The organism is Chryseobacterium sp. JUb7 (genome assembly GCF_024806495.1).
Lineage (GTDB): Bacteria > Bacteroidota > Bacteroidia > Flavobacteriales > Weeksellaceae > Chryseobacterium.
This window is the reverse complement of the sequence record NZ_JANUFF010000008.1, coordinates 28,130-47,348: the sequence shown is the minus strand read 5'-3', so window position 1 is coordinate 47,348 and position 19,219 is coordinate 28,130. Positions and strand designations below refer to the sequence as shown.

Here is a 19,219-nt window from a genome sequence, read left to right as displayed (position 1 = left end):
ACAAAAAGAAGAAACCATCTCAAATTTGAGATGGTTTCTTCTTTTTTAGATTTGCTTTTCTTTATGAAGCTTTCCGGTATACACTTGTGCTCCTCCCAACCAGGTTTCCAGGACAGGAATATTTCTCATCTTCATGTATTGTGAAGATTGGGTTGTTAATGATAGCGGATCCTGTTCCAAAATAACGAAATCAGCAAAATAGCCTGTATCTAATGATCCGGCCCATTCATCAGCATAACATTGCCATGCAGCATCATATGTTACAGCGATCAAAGCCTGTTCGGGAGTTATACGTTCTTCAGCATTGAGTACTTCAATATTAGCTCTGTCCTCTTCCATAATTCTGGTGATAGACTGTTCCATCATTCTCAATGGTCCCAAAGGACTCACCTCATTGTCGCTGTGAAGACTAATTCTCATACCAACGGCCAGTGATGACGCGCAGAGGTCAAGCATTTTTACTTTTTCCCCGAATATTACTTCACTAAAAGCATAGCCCCAATAACCTACATGCCCAATAAGAAAACTTGGTGAAACCCCCATTTGCAGCATCTCTGTAATCTGATCTGAAGTGAGAAGCGAACAATGTTCTATACGGTTACGAAGCTCCGGCCCTCTGTATTGCGCAAGCGCACTTTGGTAAGCATCAATAGCGAATTTCACTGCGAGATCGCCATTTGCATGAACCATAAGAGGCCAGCCCTTACCCGCCACCACAGTCTTGATTAATGTATTATAACTTGGAGGAATAGTTGTTGCAGGAATGCCTGACTGCGGAAAATTAAAAATTCCCGTATTATTAGCCGGAGTACACAGGTAAGGCTTACTCTGATAGCCGGTGAGTCCTTGATTTGAACCATCTGAAACGACTTTTACATGTCCATAATATACAGGTTCATAACTGCTTGGCTGAGTATACGTCCCCAAACTATTAGCAGCCTCCTGACCTGAACACATATATGCCCCACCAGTACGTACCAATTCTGTATTGCTTTGCAGATAGGAAGTCAGTACTTTCTTAAAATTACTATTGAGTCCCGCATCATACATAAAAGTAACTCCTCTTGAATTTGCCAATTTAAAAAGTTCGGTAAGATAGGTATCAATATTACTGGCCATAGCAATAATCTGATTTTTTACTACTTCCAGCGCCGGGGTCATCTCCAGACTCTCCTGCAGCTGGCCATTGGTTGCTGTGATATAATCTTCAGCGGATGCATACAATCCCTGCACCGTACTGCTGTTGTTATATACATAAGTTAGAGCACTGGTATTTAAATAAAGAGTATGCATAGAAGCGCTTAATAGCATCATGGATACTTCAGAATTAATACTGTCGAGCACCGTATTATCGATGGTTTGTAATTCATTGACTCCATTTGTCGGTACGAAAGGCATCAGCGAAGGATCTAAACCTTTTCCTAAAATAACATCTTCAGAATTGGCAGGAATATGTCTGTTTATAATCTCTCCCACAGATTTAAGGTCATATTTTTTTAATAAATCCTGGCCTTTGAAAGGGCTTACATCTACCCATTCTTTCATCATTGCGGTCGGAACGATGTGAACATGTGGTTCAATCAAACCAGGAAGCAAAGTTTGTGTAGCTTCTAGTTCTTTAGTTCGATATTCCGGATAAGTCTGATCCATAAATGCTTCTACATCGGCTTGTTTACCTGTAACAACAATATTTCCGCCGGCAATTCCAATGGCTTCTACAGGATCTGTTGAACCTCCGATCATAGGTCGAATGATACCTCCGGTGATCATAAGGGTCTGTGACGGATGCTGGGTAGCCGTCCCTTTTCCTTTCATCTTAGCCAGATTTTCGGGACTGAAGATATCTTCTTTAAGAACTTCTAAAACAGGATTGTTGCAGCCACATTGTGTGCAACCGTGAGCATGGGTGTGTGATTTTTTCATAAAATTGATTTGGTATATATTTATAAATCATTTGATCGTATAGGCATAATAAAACAGGCCTGTCATTTCGAAGGCTTATTCTATAATTGAAATAATAAAAGGACTAAAGGTAGAATATTACCAGTGGGTAAATCTTGAAATATCTGTAGTTTTCATTGTATTTTGAGGTATTAGTTTAGGCACTAAAAGTATAAAAAAAATCATTCTGTTATACTTTTTTATCACTTAAAATAAATTATCAACTTATTTTAAATAATTAATTCACAATACGTTTAAATTTTTCACAATCATTTTCAGTTTCTGAAAAATTAAAAATATCCCACCATTAGGGGATTTTTAGCTCATCTATTTTCTGAAAATAAAATTTAACTGGAAAAAAGATCAAAACAGAAAAACAGGATTTGTAGTATTAATTCTACAAAATATAGTTTTCTTACTACAAGATTCTGTCTTATAAAAAACAAATCCGTCCTAATTTCGCACTGAAAAAAAATTGTTCCTTCTGTAATCAAAATCAGGCATGAGAATGGATAACACTGTTCTCCTAAAAACAAACAGAAAGTCCTTTTCCAAAGAATAAGGGGGAGGCTTTTTGTTTTTAACGGTTAAAACTAAAAGAAAAAATAAAGACTGTAAAATACTGACATGAACAAAATTTACTTTTCATTATTAATAACAGCTTTTGGCTTAGCAAGCGGTCAGGTTGGAATCAATACAGCTACTCCTGATCCATCTGCAATCCTTGATTTAAGCCAATCTTCAAAACCCGGAGGTTTAAAACTTCCTGCAGTAGCCCTGCAATCGACAACGGATGTTACTACAATTCCGAATCCGGCAAACGGGTTAATGGTTTTTACAACAGCAAATGCAGGAACAGGAATCAATGCAATAACAGCAGGGAGTATTTATAAATTTAATGGTACAGTCTGGAAAAAATTAAGTACAAAAGATGAAACCCTAACTGGAAATGTTCCCAGAGTAGTAGCATTCGGAAAAAAGACTACCGTGACAGGCTGCAATGGAATAAATGTTGCCAATTTTGCGCTTGACCAGATCAGCAACCCTTCCCTTCTCACCAGTACGGGAGCATTCACAGCTCCACAAAGCGGATATTACAGTTTTTCGGTGTACAGCAAACAGTATATGCAGGCTAATCCTGACCAGGCTTACAATACGGCTCCATTTATTTTTGCAGCAGGATTAGAAGCTTTCACCTACAAATTCAGAGGGAGTGGCTTGACTGATCAGGGAGCATCTACATCGGGCATTGTATATTTGGGACAGGGACAGGTGACTCCGCCATGGCAATGGACTTTCGGGACAGGCAATATTTGTGGAGCAAATGGCAGAATAAAAGAGCAGAGTGTAATCTGGGAATTTATCGGCGGTACATTATAATTATAACAGGAAAGAAAAAATGAAAAATAAGAAGCTTCTTTTTACTTTAATACTCGGTATGGCGAGTGTCACGAAAATGTATTCTCAGGTCGGCATCAATACCGCTACCCCACATCCGTCTGCATTGCTGGATATAAGTTCTCCTAATAAAGGTTTTTTAATCAATAAAGTTCCTTTACAGTCAAGAAACGATATTACAACAATTCCTAACCCTAAAAGAGGAACTTTAATTCTTGCCGCTTCAACAGTTGGATCAGGAAATACCCAAATTACAGCTGGAACATTATACAAATTTGATGGAGCTGCATGGCAGGAACTCTTGGAAAACAATACCAATTCACAGAACTTTTTATTTCCCAGTGTGGTTGCAATCGGTAAGAAAACTACGACAGATACTTCTTGTACAGGTATTACAACGGCTAATTTTGCACTGACAAGTCTGAATGCCGTAGACGGAAGTACACTATCTTCTACAGGAGCACTTACCGCGGGCAGAAAAGGGTATTACTATTGGTCTGTTAATATCAAACAGTTTATGCTTAGAAGATCTTACAATCCTGCGATATATCCCGGAATGTTAACTTATGCCTTTCAGTTAGGATCTACAGGAGCAAGAGGATGGCAGTCTAATAATTTTTCGGGATCAGTCTATCTTAATCAGGGACAGACCTCAGAAGGCTTTACCTGGGATCTTGGCGGAACCTGTGTAGATGATGATCAAATTGGAGAACAGCAAGTTGTATGGATTTACATGGGAGAATAAATTTCCAAAAAATTTTAAAGAATTGAAATCATGACAAAATTAAATAAGCAACTAAGTTTACTCTTTATCCTTGCCGCTTCCAATATATTTTCTCAAGTTGGCATAGGCACCGCAAGCCCTAATCCTTCTGCAGCCCTTGAACTCGCTGGTGCAAATAAGGGATTAATATTACCCCATGCGGCATTAATATCAAAAACAGATATTACGACAATACCTAACCCCGCAGCAGGATTAGTCATTTACAATACGAGCAACAGTACTTCTTCTATTGCAGATAACATCAAAGTTTATGCGGATATTCCATATGTATTCAACGGAACACAATGGCAGGATATGATGGATGACGTGAAAATCAATACATTTATAACACTGCCTGAAGTATTTGCAAAAGGAAGAAAAACAACAACCGGCACCTCTTGCATAAATCTTAACGGCGCTCCGTTTGCGTTAAACTCCCAGGATGCAAATATTGCGGCTGACGGCAGTATTATTGCGGAAAAATCGGGATTCTATAAATTCACGATCAGTACAGGAATTACTGCTCAGCCACTACAGTACAATCCCGTTCTGGCCTATCTGGGCGGTACTACGGCAAATGACATCAGATTTTCTTTTGCTTTCAGAGGCGAACCTACAGGATATGCTAACAGAAATGTCTCATATTCTTCTGTGGTTTTTCTTAATGCAGGAGATTCCTCAGGATATTTTCAGTGGATCTTAGGCAATAATTACACATGTGATACAAGTACCAGAATCAATCAGCAGGAGGTAATCTGGCAATATCTCGGAAACCTTTAAGGAAATTCCTTTTTTATATCGATTTTAGAAGTGAAAAGTCTCATTTTTGAGGCTTTTTGCCTTTACCGCATTTTTTTTAATATTAACGAAATAAGCCTAAGTTATTTTAAAACTCCCGAGCTGTATTTTTCATGCAGTTTAATAATTTCTACCAGAGTTTTAATATTAAGCTTTTCGTAGATCCTCTTTTTAAAAGTACTTACCGTAGACATTTTAATATCCAGTTTATTGGAAATTTCAAGATTTCCATTGCCTTCTGCAAGCAGTTTGAAAATCTGCAGTTCTCTTTTTGACAAACTGTAAAGCGGTGTTAAATCTTTGGTATTATTGATAAGAAGATATGCAATTTCCTGTGAATAATAATACCCCTGTCTCAAGATGGCTGTTACAGCATCTACTACATTTTCACTTTGCTGCTTATTAAGATATCCGTCTGCACCTTCATTGATATATTTGATAGCCGTTTTTTCATCATACGCAGAAAACATCAATATTTTCAGATCCGGATCCAAACTTTTAATCTCCTTTATCATTTCCAGATAAATACTTCCCGGCATATCAATATCGAGCATTAAAAGGTCATAACGGCTGGCAGAAACTTTGTCTTTTACACTTTCATAATTTTCGGTGAAATCTATTTCCAGGTCTTCATAAGCAGAATGCAACAGTAACGAAGCTCCCATTCTTACAACATAATGATCATCGGCAATAAGTATTTTTTTGTGCATTAATTCTGATTTTGTATGATTATTTCTACTTGGGTACCCTTAGGAATATTATCTTTAAAAATTATTTTTCCATCAATTTTCTTTAAGAGATGAATCACAAGATGAAGCCCCAGACCTTGACCTTTAAGAGAAGATGGTTTATTTTTCAGATCACTGATAAGATTATTGTAATATTGAAATAGTTCCTCTCCCATACCTGCTCCGGAATCTGAAATACTGACTCGTTTAAAATTTCCTTCTTCTTTGGCGTCCAGAATAATTTCACCTCCAATCGTATTTTTTACCGCATTATCCAGTAAATTATGAATAATAGCAGCTATTATACTTTCATTTACATTCAATTTAATATTTTTTGGAGAATTATTGATAATAAGCGTGTTATTTTGAGAAGAAATTTCCTCAAACAATCTTTTTTTAGCTTCTAACAGCTCGAAAACAAAATAACTGCCCTCCTGAAAAATCTGACTTTCATTATTAAATAATTCAGTATAATTTTTCAAATTCAACGTAAATTTATAAAGCTCTTCCGAAGATCTGTAGATGGTATCAAAGTATTGCTTCTGCAGTTTTGGGTTATCTGTTTCAGATAGTTTCTGAGACATTACTGAAAGATATTTTATAGGAGTTGTAATGTCATGATTAATCGTCTGGATCAGATTTTTCTGATATTCAGATTCGTTTTTCAATTGATCCTGAGTGGTTTTCAGTTCATCATTTTTCTGATGAACAATTTTCTTTAGCTGACTATTTTTCGTGGTTAAAATTCTCGTTCTTAAAAAAATAATAAGAAGTATGATGCCTAAAAATAAAACAGATCCTAAAATTCTAAACCAAAGTGTCTGATAATAAAGTGCAGGTACACTGATCAGGATTTTCCGGTAAGCAAATTTACCATCCGGAGAAATCAAAACCCTTATATCCAATGTGTATTCTCCCGGTGGAAGGTTTCTTACTATATATTCGCGATCTTTGAGCCGTTGCCATTTTGCAGGTACATCTGCATTTTGCAGACTTGCTTCAATATAAAGATTATCGCTGTTGGAGTAATAAGGAATGTCGATATATACAGAGGCCTGATTAAAATCATTTTCAAGATTCAGTGTGTCTTTAAAATACATATAATCTGCACCTTTTGACCGCGCTCTTTCAACATAAATATTTTCAGCTTTCGGATAATAGGATGGGATTTTAAGAGGATCAAAAAATACGTATCCGTCCATTGAAGGAACTACAAAATCTCCATTATCCAGCTGTGTAAAAGAATTAACCGCGCCATTAAATTCATTGATATTAAAGCCGTCTTCTTTGGTATAACGATAGTAAACAACCTTTGTTGTATTATTTTTTGCATACTCAAGAAGCGTATTTTCAGGAATTTTAAATAATCCGTTATTACTCGAGATCCACAAATACCCTTTTGAATCTTTCATCAGATTATTAGGATAAGACAGATAACCGTCTTTGTCGAAAGGCATTTGGGTAAATTTCCCGTTTTTATAAAGATACAGACCTTTTCCTCTTGTGAGAATCCAGATATTTCCGTCTTTTGTTATGATTGTGCTCTTCAAAGACAGATTGGGAATGTTTTGTTTTTTTATCGTTTTTTTAGACAGCGAAATAATATACATTTTATCATCACAACCTACCAAAAATTCATCTTTGTTAATAAATACTGAAGTGCTTATTTCAGATTTAAAAGCAAAACTCCCAAGAAGATTCTGTAAGCTCCCGTTTGAGTAAATTTTCAGATAATATTGCACTCCATCTTCGGTTTTTAACAGATAAAAACCTTTGTCTTCAAAGATAGCTCTGGCTTTATTATTTTTCCCAATATCTACAGAATCATATTTTTCATAATTGTATTTGGAGAGTCTTCTGTAAATTTTTCCGTCTTTAGAATAGAGAATATTGTTACTTTCATCATACACAAGACACCATTCATCTACCGTATTAAAATGATAATCTTTAACCAAAGAATTTTTGTCATAAACCCTCCCCTGAAAATTAATAATTTTATCATATCCAAAAGGAAGCATAGAATACTGAACCCTGTTTTCTAATGTAGGATTTACTTTTGGAGTGACAAATGAAGGAACTTTGACAATATTTAATCCTTTATTTAATGTTCCTATGTACATTGTATTGTTTTCTTTGTCATACAGTAAACTGTAAATCATGGAAATATCAATATCATTGTTTTTCAGTTCGAGGATAGGAGTTGTTTTCAGATTTCCATTTTGAAGTTCAGAAATGTAGATTTTCCCTTTATTAATGATGAAATTCTGACAATTCATATCCTGCCAGAAAATCTTACTTGAAGGATCGTTATACAACGAATTATCAGAATTAAATACAGAAATATTTTCCTCAGAAAATTTCAAAATTCTTTTATTGATAACATCTCTGAAAAATAAATACTCTCCAAAACGGAAAAAATTTTTCTGATTTTCTTTCTTAAAATCGAGGGGAATTATTTTCTCTTCTCCTGAATTTTTCCTGTAAATAATATTTTTCCCATCAAAGAAATAAGTTCCTTTTTGAAGCTTTATAAATCCATTATCTACAGTGGTAAAAGAATTATTTTTAATAAAAACAACATATTCTTTATTTTTGAAAATAGTCCGTTCTGTTACCGTCTTTAATAAAGGGGATTTCTTATCTGTAATTGTAATTTTTCTACCTTTTATAATCAGATATTGAAATTGTCCTGAATTGTTAAGGATAATATGATCTGATTTCACATTTCCCAAAAAATTTACGAAACTGAAATTGGTGAGCTTAAGATTTTTATAATTGATGAGGTTTTGTCCGTCATACCTTAAAATTCCGCCATCAGTACAGATCCAGATAAAACCACACTTGTCTTTTACAATGTCTTTGATGCTATTTTGAGGCATGCCGTTATCCGTATTGAACCATACGGAAGAATACTGCTGACCGAAAACCGTAGAAATGAGTAAAAGTGAGAATAAAAGTAAAAGCTTCCTCATTTACTGGTGATATATCCGGCTGCAAATGTACAATGAACATTTAACATAATTTTTAATTTTTGTAGAATTCTTTCTACAAATGATAGTTTTTTCTCTACAGGATAAATTTAGCCAGAATTTTTATTGAAATTAAATTTACACCATTAAATATGTTTTTAATGAAAAATTTTAAATATCGATTAAAAACACGTTTAAAAATTAAATTTTTATAAAAATAAAAAATCAACATTTATGAAAAACAAATTTCTACTGATTTTTTCATGCGTGGTGTTCGGAATATCTTCTGCACAAGTGGGAGTGGGAAATCCAAATCCAGCCGTGAATCTTGATGCCAGATCAGCAACAGGAAATTCTGCCATTGCTTTTGGAAATACCAACCAAACAGCAATGGCCGCGGGAGCCGGAGCGATGAAATATGATAATACAACAAAGCAAATGTTTTACAGCGACGGTACAAACTGGGTGTCTATGGCTGCCAACCAAACGACAACGTCTTTTATTCCTAAAGTAGTAGCTTCCGGAAGAGCAAATGCCGGTATGGGTACTACAGCCGGAGGTGCTTTTAATAAATGGACTTTCGGGCAAATTTTTACCAATGATGGCAATTGGAATACGACTACCAACACGTACACGGTTCCAGTAGGTGGAGATGGTTTTTATCAGTTTAATCTTGCAGGAGGTATTGTTTCAAGTTCAGGCGCCAATCAATCAAACTGGACGATATCGATCAATAGCGGAGCGCAATTCTGGACGCTTAATTCTGTTAATAATTTCGGAGCTGGATTTACCTCTTACCGAGGAGGTTCTGTAGCGATATTTTTAAATGCAGGTTCTACGATTAACTTTGGCTCCAATCACTGTGCGGGATGTAATAGCCCGGCAGAAACTTATTCTGTTGCTGTTGGTGCTACTTTTACCATTACCAGCTTAGGTTCTAATCTTTAATAATGAAATTTCCCCTCATTTTTCATTATGATTAAAAATACAAATGTCTATATAAAATTATTGGGAGGCTTCCCGGACGTCTATTTAATTCTTTAATTTTAGTTAGGTTATGGTAAAGTCTGTTCTTTGGAACAGGCTTTTATTTTTCATTATACGTGTATCAATGCTATAAGTTCTCTAAACTCTATTTTACGTCTATCTTCTCTCTAATCTTATGGTTAATTGAAGCATGATAAACATAAAAAAGCCCCTGAAAGCATCTAACTTTCGGGGGCATTTAATGTTTTTATAGAATATTATTTGACTCTGTGAAATTTCTAATTTATTTCTTAATCACCTTTTTACTTAATTCACTGCCAATTTTAATATAATATATACCAGAACTAAGATGCGAGATATCAATTTTTTCAGTTTCGTGCTGAGCGCGTTGCTGTAAAATAAGTTTTCCCGTTCCATCTACAATCTCTATAATCTGATTGAAAATTTTCTTATCCAAATGACCGATGGTTACTATATCTTTAACAGGATTAGGAAATACGGTAAATTCAGAAATCTTATTTTTTTCAGCTGTGCCCAATACACTCATCTGAGTATGAAATCTGTTAAGAAAACCATCAGAAAGAGTTGAATATTGGTCATTGGTGATATATCCTGAAATAAGCAATTTCTGATCCGCCTGTAATATACAGTCAAACGGACCGTTAGTTAAATAACCATGATTAATTACCAGCCTTCCGTTAGTAGCAAAACTATTGTCAATAGCTCCGTTAGGTGTAAAACACGTCACTGAAAAAAGAAGAACACTTCCCGGACCGTTGATTCTTCCTAAAGCAAATATCCTTCCCTCGTTATCTGTAACCATTCTGGAAACCCCAGACTCCTGATAATTTCCCGATGAAGTACCTGTCGTAACAGTACCTCCAGTACCAAAAGCAGGATCTAACTGTAAATTGGAATTGAACTTAAAATATTTATTCTGCCCTGAAGAAGTAACCCCCGCAAAAATCATTGACTGATCTGGTAAGAAGGTCATTACAGAATAGTTTCCTGTAAGATCGGAAGCATAAGATTTAGCTCCTGTTGTATTAAAAGAAGTATCAAAATCTCCGTTTGGCATGAGTTTTACCAACCCGAAGCTGTTACCGATGGTTCCTGCTAAAAGAATATTCCCGTTTGGCAGAACTTTAACATTATACACTACTGATGCAATTGTTGCCGGAAAAGATTTCACCTGCTTTCCTCCAGTACCAAAACCGGTATCAAAACTTCCGTCAGCATTTAAACGGGCCACTGCAAAACTTCCTTTTGTACCGTCATAAGACATTCCTGCAGTAAGGATTTTTCCATCAGGCTGCACAACAATTTTATTGATTTCATCACTTGCATTTGCATACGATGAATATGCAAATGTTACTTTCCCGCCATTTCCAAAAGTAGTATCGAGAGATCCGTTAGGATTCAGCCTCACTATTCCGCAATAATGATCTGAATTAAAGGCATTAGGGTAAACATCTCCTCCTGCAAGGATTTTACCATCCGGTTGAATGGTTATATTTTTGAGCGATACAGTATATGACGGTAATGTAATACTCGAAATTCCATTGGTTCCGAAAGATAAATCTTTGGTCCCGTCAGAAAGAAATCTTTGAATGTGAAACTGTGTATCAAGATTTCCTTTTTTGTTTACAACAACTATTTTACCGTCCGACTGAACAGCTATATTCGAAAGTTTTACTTTTGAAGAAGACGGATCGCTGACAACAACTTTTCCATTGGTTCCAAAACTGTTATCATAATCTCCGGCAACCTGTGCTTGGGTTGATCCGGATAGAAACAGGATCGCAAAAAATAATTTTAATTTCATGGATTTATAATTTATTTGTGTGCAAAAGTATCTTATTAAAACTGAAATTAAAATTTGCTTTCAAAGAAATAATTACCCTACTCGATTTCAAAAGATAATTATCTTGGGACTAAGTCATAGAGAGCTTTCTATGATAAAAGCCTTACCTATTATCAGTTAAATATTTAGCCGCAAAAAAGTCTCCCTTCAGCAGGAGACTTATAATTTGTTTAATTCTGATATTCAATATCTCTGAAAAGCTTTTTTAAGCTAATTTTGCTTATACATCCTATTTTTTAGGGTAAGAAACTCTCCAGACAATTCCGCTTACATCATCTGCTACCAGCAAAGATCCGTCCTTAAGCTGAAGAACTCCCACGGGTCTTCCGTAGACATCTCCTTTTGCTTCATCTGCTATAAAACCGTTAAGAAACGGTTGATATGAGCCCGAAGCTTTACCATTTTTAAAAGGTACAAATGCCACTTGATATCCTACAAGTGAAGAACGGTTCCACGAACCGTGTTGTCCGATAAAAGCTCCATTCTTATATTTTCCCGGAAACTGACTCCCAGTATAAAATGTTAATCCTAAAGAAGCGGTATGACTTCCCAAAGGCACGTCAGGAACGATAGTTTTTGCTACCAGGTCAGGTTTTTCGCCCTTTCTTCTGGGATCTTCATTCTTCCCGAAATAAGCGTATGGCCAACCATAAAAAGCATTTTGCTTTACACTTGTGAGGTAATCCGGCACCAGTTCATCACCCAACTCATCTCTTTCATTCACAACGGTCCACAATTCTTCTGTTACAGGATTCCAGCTCATCCCTACAGGGTTTCTAAGTCCGGCAGCATAGATTTTTTCGCCACTTCCATCAGGATTTACCTCAAGAATATTGGCTCTTCTTACTTCATTTTCCATTCCGTTTTCTCCTACATTACTACCCGATCCTACGGAGATATAAATTTTAGACTGGTCCTTATTGGTCGTTAAATTTCTGGTCCAATGATTGTTATATCCTCCTGCAGGAAGACTCACTATTTTCTTACCCGGTTGGGTAAGTTTTACCTCTCCTGCTTTGTAGGGATATACCCAAAGTCCATCGGTATTGGCTACATAAAACCGATCTTTGATGATCAGCATTCCGTAAGGCTGGTTTAAGTTATCTAAAAATACAGATGAAGATTCGGGAATACCGTCTTTATTGGCATCACGATAAAGCAGTATTTTATTCGCCGATTTTCCTCCGACCTCAGCCCCGCTTTTTCCACTGATGTCATTTTTTATTTTCTCTGTAGCAGAACGTTCCGAATTGGACAATACCACAAAAATATCTCCGTTTTCTCCCTGAATCATGTTTCTGGGACTTTTGATATTTTCAGCAAATCGGGTTACGGTAAAACCTTCAGGAGCAGTTGGAGCCTTATCCTTTCCCCATCCTATCACATTGCTGAATTTATTTTTCGCATTTTTTTCATCCGGAGGCGGTAATTTCAACGTATCTGTTTGAGTGACGGCTTTATCGCCTTGCTGCGTCATGCCGGAAGTCTTTTTACTTTCCTTACAACTAAAAATAAGCAGTGCTACTGCCGGTAAAAGATAATTTTTCATAATTTTGAGATGTGGTGGTTAAGAATATTTACTAAAAAAACAAAAACCATTCCTTAAAAGAAACGATTCAAGCAAATAATATTAAATATTTTCTAAGCTTCAGAATGATCATTTATAAATTCTCTCTTATTTTTTCAATCAGTAATAATCTAAATCTGCTTCTTTGAATATCAAATTTTAGTAAAGAGCCTGTCTAAATTTTTCCGTTCTGCGGATTTGCTGTTTTAGTTTTTCGGCGAGCCTTTGGCTCGCCGAAAAACTAAAAACAAACTAAAAAGCCTTCCAATTTAGTGATCGCATGACAATTTATTCAATCGTGAGAATAATACTACAAATTTTCCCATTCTATAATCACCTGAATATGAATTCTTTTCATACTATCTTCTAATCCTATGCTTAAGATAACAAACCTGTAGAAATAAATTAAAAAATTAGAATAATTTCAAAAATATTCCAGTAAAAGTATTAGATAATTCACTTTTCCCCTCAGTCTTTTCGAAATTCTAAAAAGCAAACGAAATTGACAATACAATCTATAGATAAGCTGGATTGGCTATTAAAATATTTTGCTTTAAATTTGCAACTGATTCTCATGTTTAATTTGAGTTTTCATGGTTATTAGTTTTTATCCCCGATCCAATCGGGGATTTTTTATTTGACAGAATGAAGAAGCTTTCAAGTGCTTTGCTCGTTCTTATTTAAGATCTGATTATCAGAGTAAACAGCAATAATCCTATTCTTTATTTCGATATATTTTTTACATACACTGCGTTAAATCAAAGAATTTTAAACTCAATTATTGCAAAATTGGCAAAAACCTTGCTAAGACTTTAAAGTATTCATGCATTAAAGATTTATTCTTATCATGAATAAAATCATTTAATTTCTACCACCAACACTTAAAATATAATGATATGATCAAGAATATTAAATTCTTCTGGGAGGTCTTAAAAGAAACCTTTACAGAATGGAATAAATCCTCTGCATCAGAAAACTCAGCAAGCTTAGCCTATTACGCCATTTTCTCAATACCCGGACTGCTGATCATTATTATCTGGATTGCAGGATATTTCTTCGGACAGGAAGCTATACAGGGTGAAATCAGCAAGCAGATCAGTGGTCTTATGGGGGCTGAAGCAGCTAAAAGCGTAGAAGGTATGGTCACCGGAGCATTAATTGACAAAGAAAATGTCGTCATGAAGGTAGTGGGAATCGGATCACTGGTTTTTGGTTCTACTACATTATTCTTTCAACTGCAAAAGTCGCTGAATAATCTTTGGGATGTAGAAGCAGCTCCGAAAAAAGCCTGGGAAAAATTCATTTTAGACCGAGCCAACTCATTGGGAATGATTCTTATTCTGGGTTTTTTATTGATGGTAACCATGATATTATCTTCAGCCATCAGCCTGTTTAACAACTTCATTACAAGGTATTTCGGATTAGAAACGTATTTAATTGTTGAAGTCATTAATTTTGCCATTGGGTTTGGAGTCGTTATGCTGCTGTTTGCCCTTATGTTTAAAATGCTTCCTGATGCAGAAATCAGCTGGAAACCGGTCTGGAGAGGCGCATTCATGACTGCAGTTCTTTTTACACTGGGTAAATTTTTATTGAGTTTGTATTTCAGTGAATTTAAGCCGACTTCAACTTTTGGAACTGCGGGAACTGTTATCCTGATCATGCTGTGGATCAACTACTCCTGCATGCTTGTTTTTTTCGGTGTGGAATTTACAAAAGTCTACAGCTATAAAAAAGGATACAAAATTGTTCCATCGAAATTTGCAAAATGGAGTAAAGCCAAATTATATGAACAAAATACCGGAGAAAAAACGGACTCATAAACTTTCCTTTTAGGTGTAAATTTAAAATTTAAGCTGTTTATTCAGATATTAAGAAACAATATATAGTTTCCCTGAAAATAATTTTAAACAAAAGAATAAATAATTAAAATTTTTCATAATTAATCTATATAAAATGGATAATATAAACACAAGACAACCCCATGTAGTGCTCCAGATTGTTGATCAATAGCTTTCCAATACAACCTTTTTTAACTATTTTTACGTCAAAATATTTAAATAATACATGAAAAAAATCGTATTTGCTGGAATAGTGGCTTTAGGAGGATTTGTAACAGCCAATGCACAATGCAAACCTGTATCTACACTTACAGAAAATTTTGACACCTGGAAAGATATCAATAAATGCTGGACTGTTCAGTCAGGAAAAGCCATGCTTTATCCTAATGATAAAAAAATTATTTTTTATTCGATGAATGACCCGAGAGAGAATATGTATTTAGTGACTCCAAAAATCACTGCAGGAACTTATACCCTTAGTCTTGATGCTTCAGACAACGGAGGTGAAACTACTCTTGAACTGTTTTCGATCAATACCCCATCGGATACAAAATCATATGTTTCAATAGCTAAGCCTGCAAAAATAACAGGAGAGAAAAAAACATATACGATCTCTCTGAAAAAAGACAGCCATTTGGGACTTAAAGTTTTACTGAACGGCGTACATCAGGCAGTTTATATAGATAATCTTTCTTTGAAGGCAAAAAAATAAACCTTTGATTAAATAATCAAAAATTAAAAAGTTCGATTCCTTAGGCCGGAATCGAACTTTTTTAGTCTTATTACTGAGTTAGTCTCAGCTTTATCTTTTTTAATTATCAATTTCCAAAATTTACGAAATGCGGAACTTCTGTCGCAAGATTATTGATCGGTAAAAGATTGTTTCGGTTACTGTTAAAATCAAAAACTGAATTATTATCAAAAGGAACTCGCGGATAATAGGTAAAAGAAATCTGTATTCTGTTGAAAACCAAATAAGGATTATTGATCAAAACACCAATTCCTATTTTTGTATTGGCCTGTGTTTTCAACAGCTTATCATCAGGCAGCCCCAACCAGCCAACCGCTGCTGTTAAATAAGGACTGAAATGGAAATTCTTCCATGTTTTATTGACAAAAAGCTGCAGCTGATATCTTAATACGAGCTTTTTGGTCCCGATATAATCCGAATTATAAACCGGAAATTCATCTGTTGCAGAAAGATTAATACGGTCTTTATAAGAATAATTATGCTGTGGATTTCCTAATGCTAAAGTAGGAGAAAAGAAATGTCTTGCTTTGGCAAATTTCCAATCCGCAAGATTTGTAAAATAAGTTCCGTCCAAACGAAAAGACTCGCGGTTTCGGGGATCTTCATTAAAAAATCTGCCAAACTGAGCTTTCACATTAAAATAACCAAGCCTGGTAAAACTTCCGTAAGAAGCCGAAATTCCCGCATATGGCATGGCTTCATTACTCCTTGATAAAACACCCGCCGTCAGATTCACCGAATTGCCATAAGCAATATCTTCCGGCAGATCATATTGAAAAATATTTTTCTGCACCGAGAAATTCCGCTTAATAAACCCAAGAGACATTAAAAAGCTGCTGTAAGAACTGAAATACTGGTATTGATCTATTCCCGGATTGTCTTTGTACTGATAATTCTGAAATCTACCAATCAATGCGATATTACTGGATACTTTTTCATTCGGATCGGATGAAACAGGAATCTGATAACCTCCCCATAAATCCTGACTGTAAACTTTAATCTGAACTTCCGGGAAAGCGGTATCGGTTTTTATAGGAAGCAAAACATTCCGCATAAAATATTCGAAAGTAAAACCTCCGGCCCATTTCGTTAAAGGTGAGAAAAAGTCTCTTCTGACATTGAAATTTATTCTTTCATTTTTAAAAAAATCGCGTTCTCCCAAAACCTGGGCATTGATATAAGAGCCAAAAAGATTGTAGGCGGTATAGCTTCCTAAAAGATAGTCCTGTTTTTCTTTGGAGTCGTTTCTGTAAAGAAGATCCAGCTCGTGTCCCAGTCCCAATACATTTTCTTCAGTAACACCCAAACCAATTTTGCTTCCGGAATAGCTGAGCCTCGGCTTCAGACTCCATGAATCTAAAACTTTTACAACAACATCGATGGAGTCTTTGGTAGAAGTACTGTCGGCAACATTTATACTCACTCTGTTGATAAAGGGCATTGTTCTTAATAAACGTTCGGATTCGTATAGTTTCTGCGCGTTATACGCTTCCCCTTCTTTGAAAAGCAAATAATTATTAACAGTAGAAACCTTTGTGTTGGAATGGAGATGATTCGTAAACCAATCGTACCATTTAACCTTTTCTTTTTTATCTTCTGAGCTGTATCCAAAAGGGTCAATGGTTTCTATCCGGATATTTCTGATATATTTTCCCTGATAAGTTTCCTGCGACAGTTTCTCCGTTTTTGATTTAACAGAAGCTGAATCGGCCTCTCTACGAAAGATAAAACGGTGGAAAAATTTGGTGACTTTTCTCTTATCTGAAAATTTTTCTATTTTGTAATAGAGAGAATCTTTTTTCTCCTGTGCAGGTACAAAGAAAAAACAATTTAAACCAAAAATTAAAATTACAACCCGTTTATTCATCAATAATCTAAAATTCATTAAAATCTATCATATCAATTTACAAGCCAATATAAGGGGAAACTTCAGTAATTTTAATCGCATTTTCGATTTCCGATGAAGAGCAAAATCTCATCAATAAAACTTTTGCAGGATTTTAAAAATAAAAACAGCATTCATATATGAAAAAAGCTCCTGAAACAGAAGCTTTTTAGGACTGAAACGTAACGTTTCTGAACGTTTTGTAAAGATGAATCAGATTTCAGATCCAGTTGATTTTCCTTTTTGGATTTTACCTAACAACATCTTTTACAGTTTGATCAATACTCATCGTGACATCTATTTTTATAACACAGACATCACTGCTTTCACAATATCATCATACCTCTGTTTATCATGTTCTCCGGTCCGCGCCAAAACCCTGATTCCTGAATAATTGTTAAAAATAAATCTCGCTAAAATCCTGGCATCCATATTTTTAGAAACCTGTCCCAAATCCTGACCTTTTTGAACCGCCTGTGTAAAAATGTCTTCCATTACTTTGATGTTATCCTGTACAATTTTCGCCACACTTGTATCATGCATTGCGAGTTCAATAGAGGTATTGACCATGAAACATCCCTTTGTAATTCGATCTTCAAGGCTTTCAATAACCGCCTGCTTAAAGATATCGTGTAGAGTTTTTTTTATATTTTCGGAAGTCTCTAAAAGCTGTAAGATATGATCCTGAGACTGTTTCTGATATTTTTGTAAAGATGCCACAAACAATTTTTGTTTATCTCCAAAAGTATCATATAAGCTGGAACGACTCAATCCGAGATGCGTTACCAGATCCTGAGCCGAAGTTCCGTTGTAGCCTTTGTGCCAGAAAATCTCAATCGCTTTGTCTAAGACCTTATCTTCATTAAATTCTTTAGTTCTTGCCATGATCTTTCACTTAATGTATTCTGCAAAAGTACAAAATTAACGGAACATTCGTTCCAAAATGTAAGAAAAAAATTTATACTACAGCATTCACCGTTAATCCACCATCAACCACAATTTCTGCTCCTGTGATAAATGAAGCATCATCCGAAGCAAGAAAGCTTACTGTTTTTGCAATTTCATTCGCCTGAGCAAAACGTTTCAATAAAATTTTCTCTCCTAAAACGGCTCCAAATCCTTCTACTTCTTCTTTTGCCAATCCTAACTTTCCGTAAAGCGGAGTTTCAACAGGTCCGGGAGAAACAGCATTAACTCTGATTTTTCTTGAAGCCAGTTCTACCGCAAAAACTTTATTTAAAGATAAAACAGCTGCCTTACTTGCTGCATAAACACTTGAATTTGGCATTCCTAAATGTGCATTTACAGAAGTATTTAAAATAATAGAAGCTCCATCATTTAGAATAGGTAATAATTTTTGTACTGTAAAATAGACCCCTTTTACATTCACATTCATAATGCTGTCAAAATGTTCTTCCGATGCTGAATCTAAAGGGGCGAAAGCTGCTGTTCCTGCGTTTAAAAATACAATATCCACTTTTCCAAACTGCGAAGAAACCTTCTCCACCAAGCTGTCTATTGATTTTAGGTCAGTCTGATCTGCCTGAATTCCTGTCACCTGCAATTCTGCTTCAGCCTGTGCAAGAGATTCTTTATTTCTTCCTGTTACAATTACTTTTGCGCCTTTTGCTGATAATTCTGCAGCAGTTGCAAATCCGATTCCACTGTTTCCGCCAGTTACGATAGCTACTTTGTTTTCTAAATTTTTCATTTTTAAAATGTTTTAA

Annotated in this window: 14 protein-coding genes; 6 read left to right on the top strand and 8 right to left on the bottom strand. The window is 35.4% G+C overall.

The features are described from left to right. Positions 1-45: 45 nt before the first annotated feature. Positions 46-1,923, bottom strand: coding sequence for an amidohydrolase (locus tag M2373_RS14965; protein ID WP_259111851.1), 1,878 nt, complete (start codon positions 1,921-1,923; stop codon positions 46-48). A gap of 645 nt (positions 1,924-2,568) precedes the next feature. Between M2373_RS14965 and M2373_RS14960 the strand changes: the two genes are divergently transcribed. The 3 genes from M2373_RS14960 to M2373_RS14950 are packed head-to-tail and all read left to right on the top strand — an operon-like array spanning position 2,569 to position 4,882. After that, a complete protein-coding gene (locus M2373_RS14960) occupies positions 2,569-3,321 on the top strand; it encodes a hypothetical protein (protein ID WP_259111850.1) in 753 nt (250 codons plus the stop codon). Positions 3,322-3,340: 19 nt separating this feature from the next. Then, positions 3,341-4,084 (top strand): hypothetical protein, encoded by a 744-nt coding sequence (locus M2373_RS14955; protein WP_259111849.1) that lies wholly within the window; start codon positions 3,341-3,343, stop codon positions 4,082-4,084. Positions 4,085-4,114: 30 nt separating this feature from the next. Further along, positions 4,115-4,882: a hypothetical protein gene (locus M2373_RS14950; RefSeq protein WP_259111848.1), complete on the top strand. Its 768-nt coding sequence runs from the start codon at positions 4,115-4,117 to the stop codon at positions 4,880-4,882. Positions 4,883-4,983: 101 nt separating this feature from the next. Here M2373_RS14950 and M2373_RS14945 read toward each other — a convergent pair whose 3' ends face one another. Both M2373_RS14945 and M2373_RS14940 read right to left on the bottom strand, forming a co-directional pair. Next, positions 4,984-5,610: a response regulator transcription factor gene (locus M2373_RS14945; protein WP_259111847.1), complete on the bottom strand. Its 627-nt coding sequence runs from the start codon at positions 5,608-5,610 to the stop codon at positions 4,984-4,986. Further along, on the bottom strand, positions 5,610-8,600 hold the full coding sequence (locus M2373_RS14940) for an ATP-binding protein (RefSeq protein WP_259111846.1): 2,991 nt from the start codon (positions 8,598-8,600) through the stop codon (positions 5,610-5,612). The genes M2373_RS14945 and M2373_RS14940 overlap by 1 nt, the downstream gene beginning before the upstream one ends. Before the next feature lie 231 nt (positions 8,601-8,831). Between M2373_RS14940 and M2373_RS14935 the strand changes: the two genes are divergently transcribed. Then, positions 8,832-9,545, top strand: a complete 714-nt coding sequence (locus M2373_RS14935) for a hypothetical protein (protein ID WP_259111845.1) — start codon at positions 8,832-8,834, stop codon at positions 9,543-9,545. A 322-nt stretch (positions 9,546-9,867) separates the two neighbouring features. Here M2373_RS14935 and M2373_RS14930 read toward each other — a convergent pair whose 3' ends face one another. Both M2373_RS14930 and M2373_RS14925 read right to left on the bottom strand, forming a co-directional pair. Beyond that, the gene (locus M2373_RS14930; RefSeq protein WP_259111844.1) at positions 9,868-11,409 is read right to left on the bottom strand and encodes a T9SS type A sorting domain-containing protein; all 1,542 of its coding nucleotides are present in this window, start codon (positions 11,407-11,409) and stop codon (positions 9,868-9,870) included. Between the two features lie 268 nt (positions 11,410-11,677). After that, entirely contained in the window at positions 11,678-12,997 is a 1,320-nt protein-coding gene (locus M2373_RS14925; RefSeq protein ID WP_259111843.1) for a sorbosone dehydrogenase family protein, read from the bottom strand. A 914-nt stretch (positions 12,998-13,911) separates the two neighbouring features. On the opposite strand from M2373_RS14925, the gene M2373_RS14920 reads away from it, so the two are divergent. Continuing rightward, entirely contained in the window at positions 13,912-14,838 is a 927-nt protein-coding gene (locus tag M2373_RS14920; RefSeq protein WP_259111842.1) for a YihY/virulence factor BrkB family protein, read from the top strand. Positions 14,839-15,082: 244 nt separating this feature from the next. Next, complete coding sequence (locus tag M2373_RS14915; protein WP_259111841.1) at positions 15,083-15,568, top strand: hypothetical protein; 486 nt, start codon at positions 15,083-15,085, stop codon at positions 15,566-15,568. Positions 15,569-15,674: 106 nt separating this feature from the next. Here the strand turns inward: M2373_RS14915 and M2373_RS14910 are convergent, their stop codons facing one another. From M2373_RS14910 to M2373_RS14900, 3 genes are all read right to left on the bottom strand, one after another. Then, positions 15,675-17,474 carry a hypothetical protein gene (locus tag M2373_RS14910; protein WP_259111840.1) on the bottom strand — a complete coding sequence of 600 codons (1,800 nt, stop codon included), beginning with the start codon at positions 17,472-17,474 and terminating at the stop codon, positions 15,675-15,677. 321 nt (positions 17,475-17,795) lie between these two features. Next, entirely contained in the window at positions 17,796-18,377 is a 582-nt protein-coding gene (locus M2373_RS14905; RefSeq protein ID WP_259111839.1) for a TetR/AcrR family transcriptional regulator, read from the bottom strand. A 73-nt stretch (positions 18,378-18,450) separates the two neighbouring features. Next, positions 18,451-19,203, bottom strand: a complete 753-nt coding sequence (locus M2373_RS14900; RefSeq protein WP_259111838.1) for a glucose 1-dehydrogenase — start codon at positions 19,201-19,203, stop codon at positions 18,451-18,453. Positions 19,204-19,219 lie beyond the last annotated feature (16 nt).

Coding starts and splice junctions, on each gene's coding strand:
- M2373_RS14935 (WP_259111845.1), top strand. CDS start 8,832: ATGAAAAACAAATTTCTACTGATTTTTTCATGCGTGGTGTTCGGAATA.
- M2373_RS14940 (WP_259111846.1), bottom strand. CDS start 8,600: ATGAGGAAGCTTTTACTTTTATTCTCACTTTTACTCATTTCTACGGTT.
- M2373_RS14930 (WP_259111844.1), bottom strand. CDS start 11,409: ATGAAATTAAAATTATTTTTTGCGATCCTGTTTCTATCCGGATCAACC.
- M2373_RS14905 (WP_259111839.1), bottom strand. CDS start 18,377: ATGGCAAGAACTAAAGAATTTAATGAAGATAAGGTCTTAGACAAAGCG.
- M2373_RS14900 (WP_259111838.1), bottom strand. CDS start 19,203: ATGAAAAATTTAGAAAACAAAGTAGCTATCGTAACTGGCGGAAACAGT.
- M2373_RS14945 (WP_259111847.1), bottom strand. CDS start 5,610: ATGCACAAAAAAATACTTATTGCCGATGATCATTATGTTGTAAGAATG.
- M2373_RS14925 (WP_259111843.1), bottom strand. CDS start 12,997: ATGAAAAATTATCTTTTACCGGCAGTAGCACTGCTTATTTTTAGTTGT.
- M2373_RS14955 (WP_259111849.1), top strand. CDS start 3,341: ATGAAAAATAAGAAGCTTCTTTTTACTTTAATACTCGGTATGGCGAGT.
- M2373_RS14960 (WP_259111850.1), top strand. CDS start 2,569: ATGAACAAAATTTACTTTTCATTATTAATAACAGCTTTTGGCTTAGCA.
- M2373_RS14915 (WP_259111841.1), top strand. CDS start 15,083: ATGAAAAAAATCGTATTTGCTGGAATAGTGGCTTTAGGAGGATTTGTA.
- M2373_RS14920 (WP_259111842.1), top strand. CDS start 13,912: ATGATCAAGAATATTAAATTCTTCTGGGAGGTCTTAAAAGAAACCTTT.
- M2373_RS14910 (WP_259111840.1), bottom strand. CDS start 17,474: ATGAATAAACGGGTTGTAATTTTAATTTTTGGTTTAAATTGTTTTTTC.
- M2373_RS14965 (WP_259111851.1), bottom strand. CDS start 1,923: ATGAAAAAATCACACACCCATGCTCACGGTTGCACACAATGTGGCTGC.
- M2373_RS14950 (WP_259111848.1), top strand. CDS start 4,115: ATGACAAAATTAAATAAGCAACTAAGTTTACTCTTTATCCTTGCCGCT.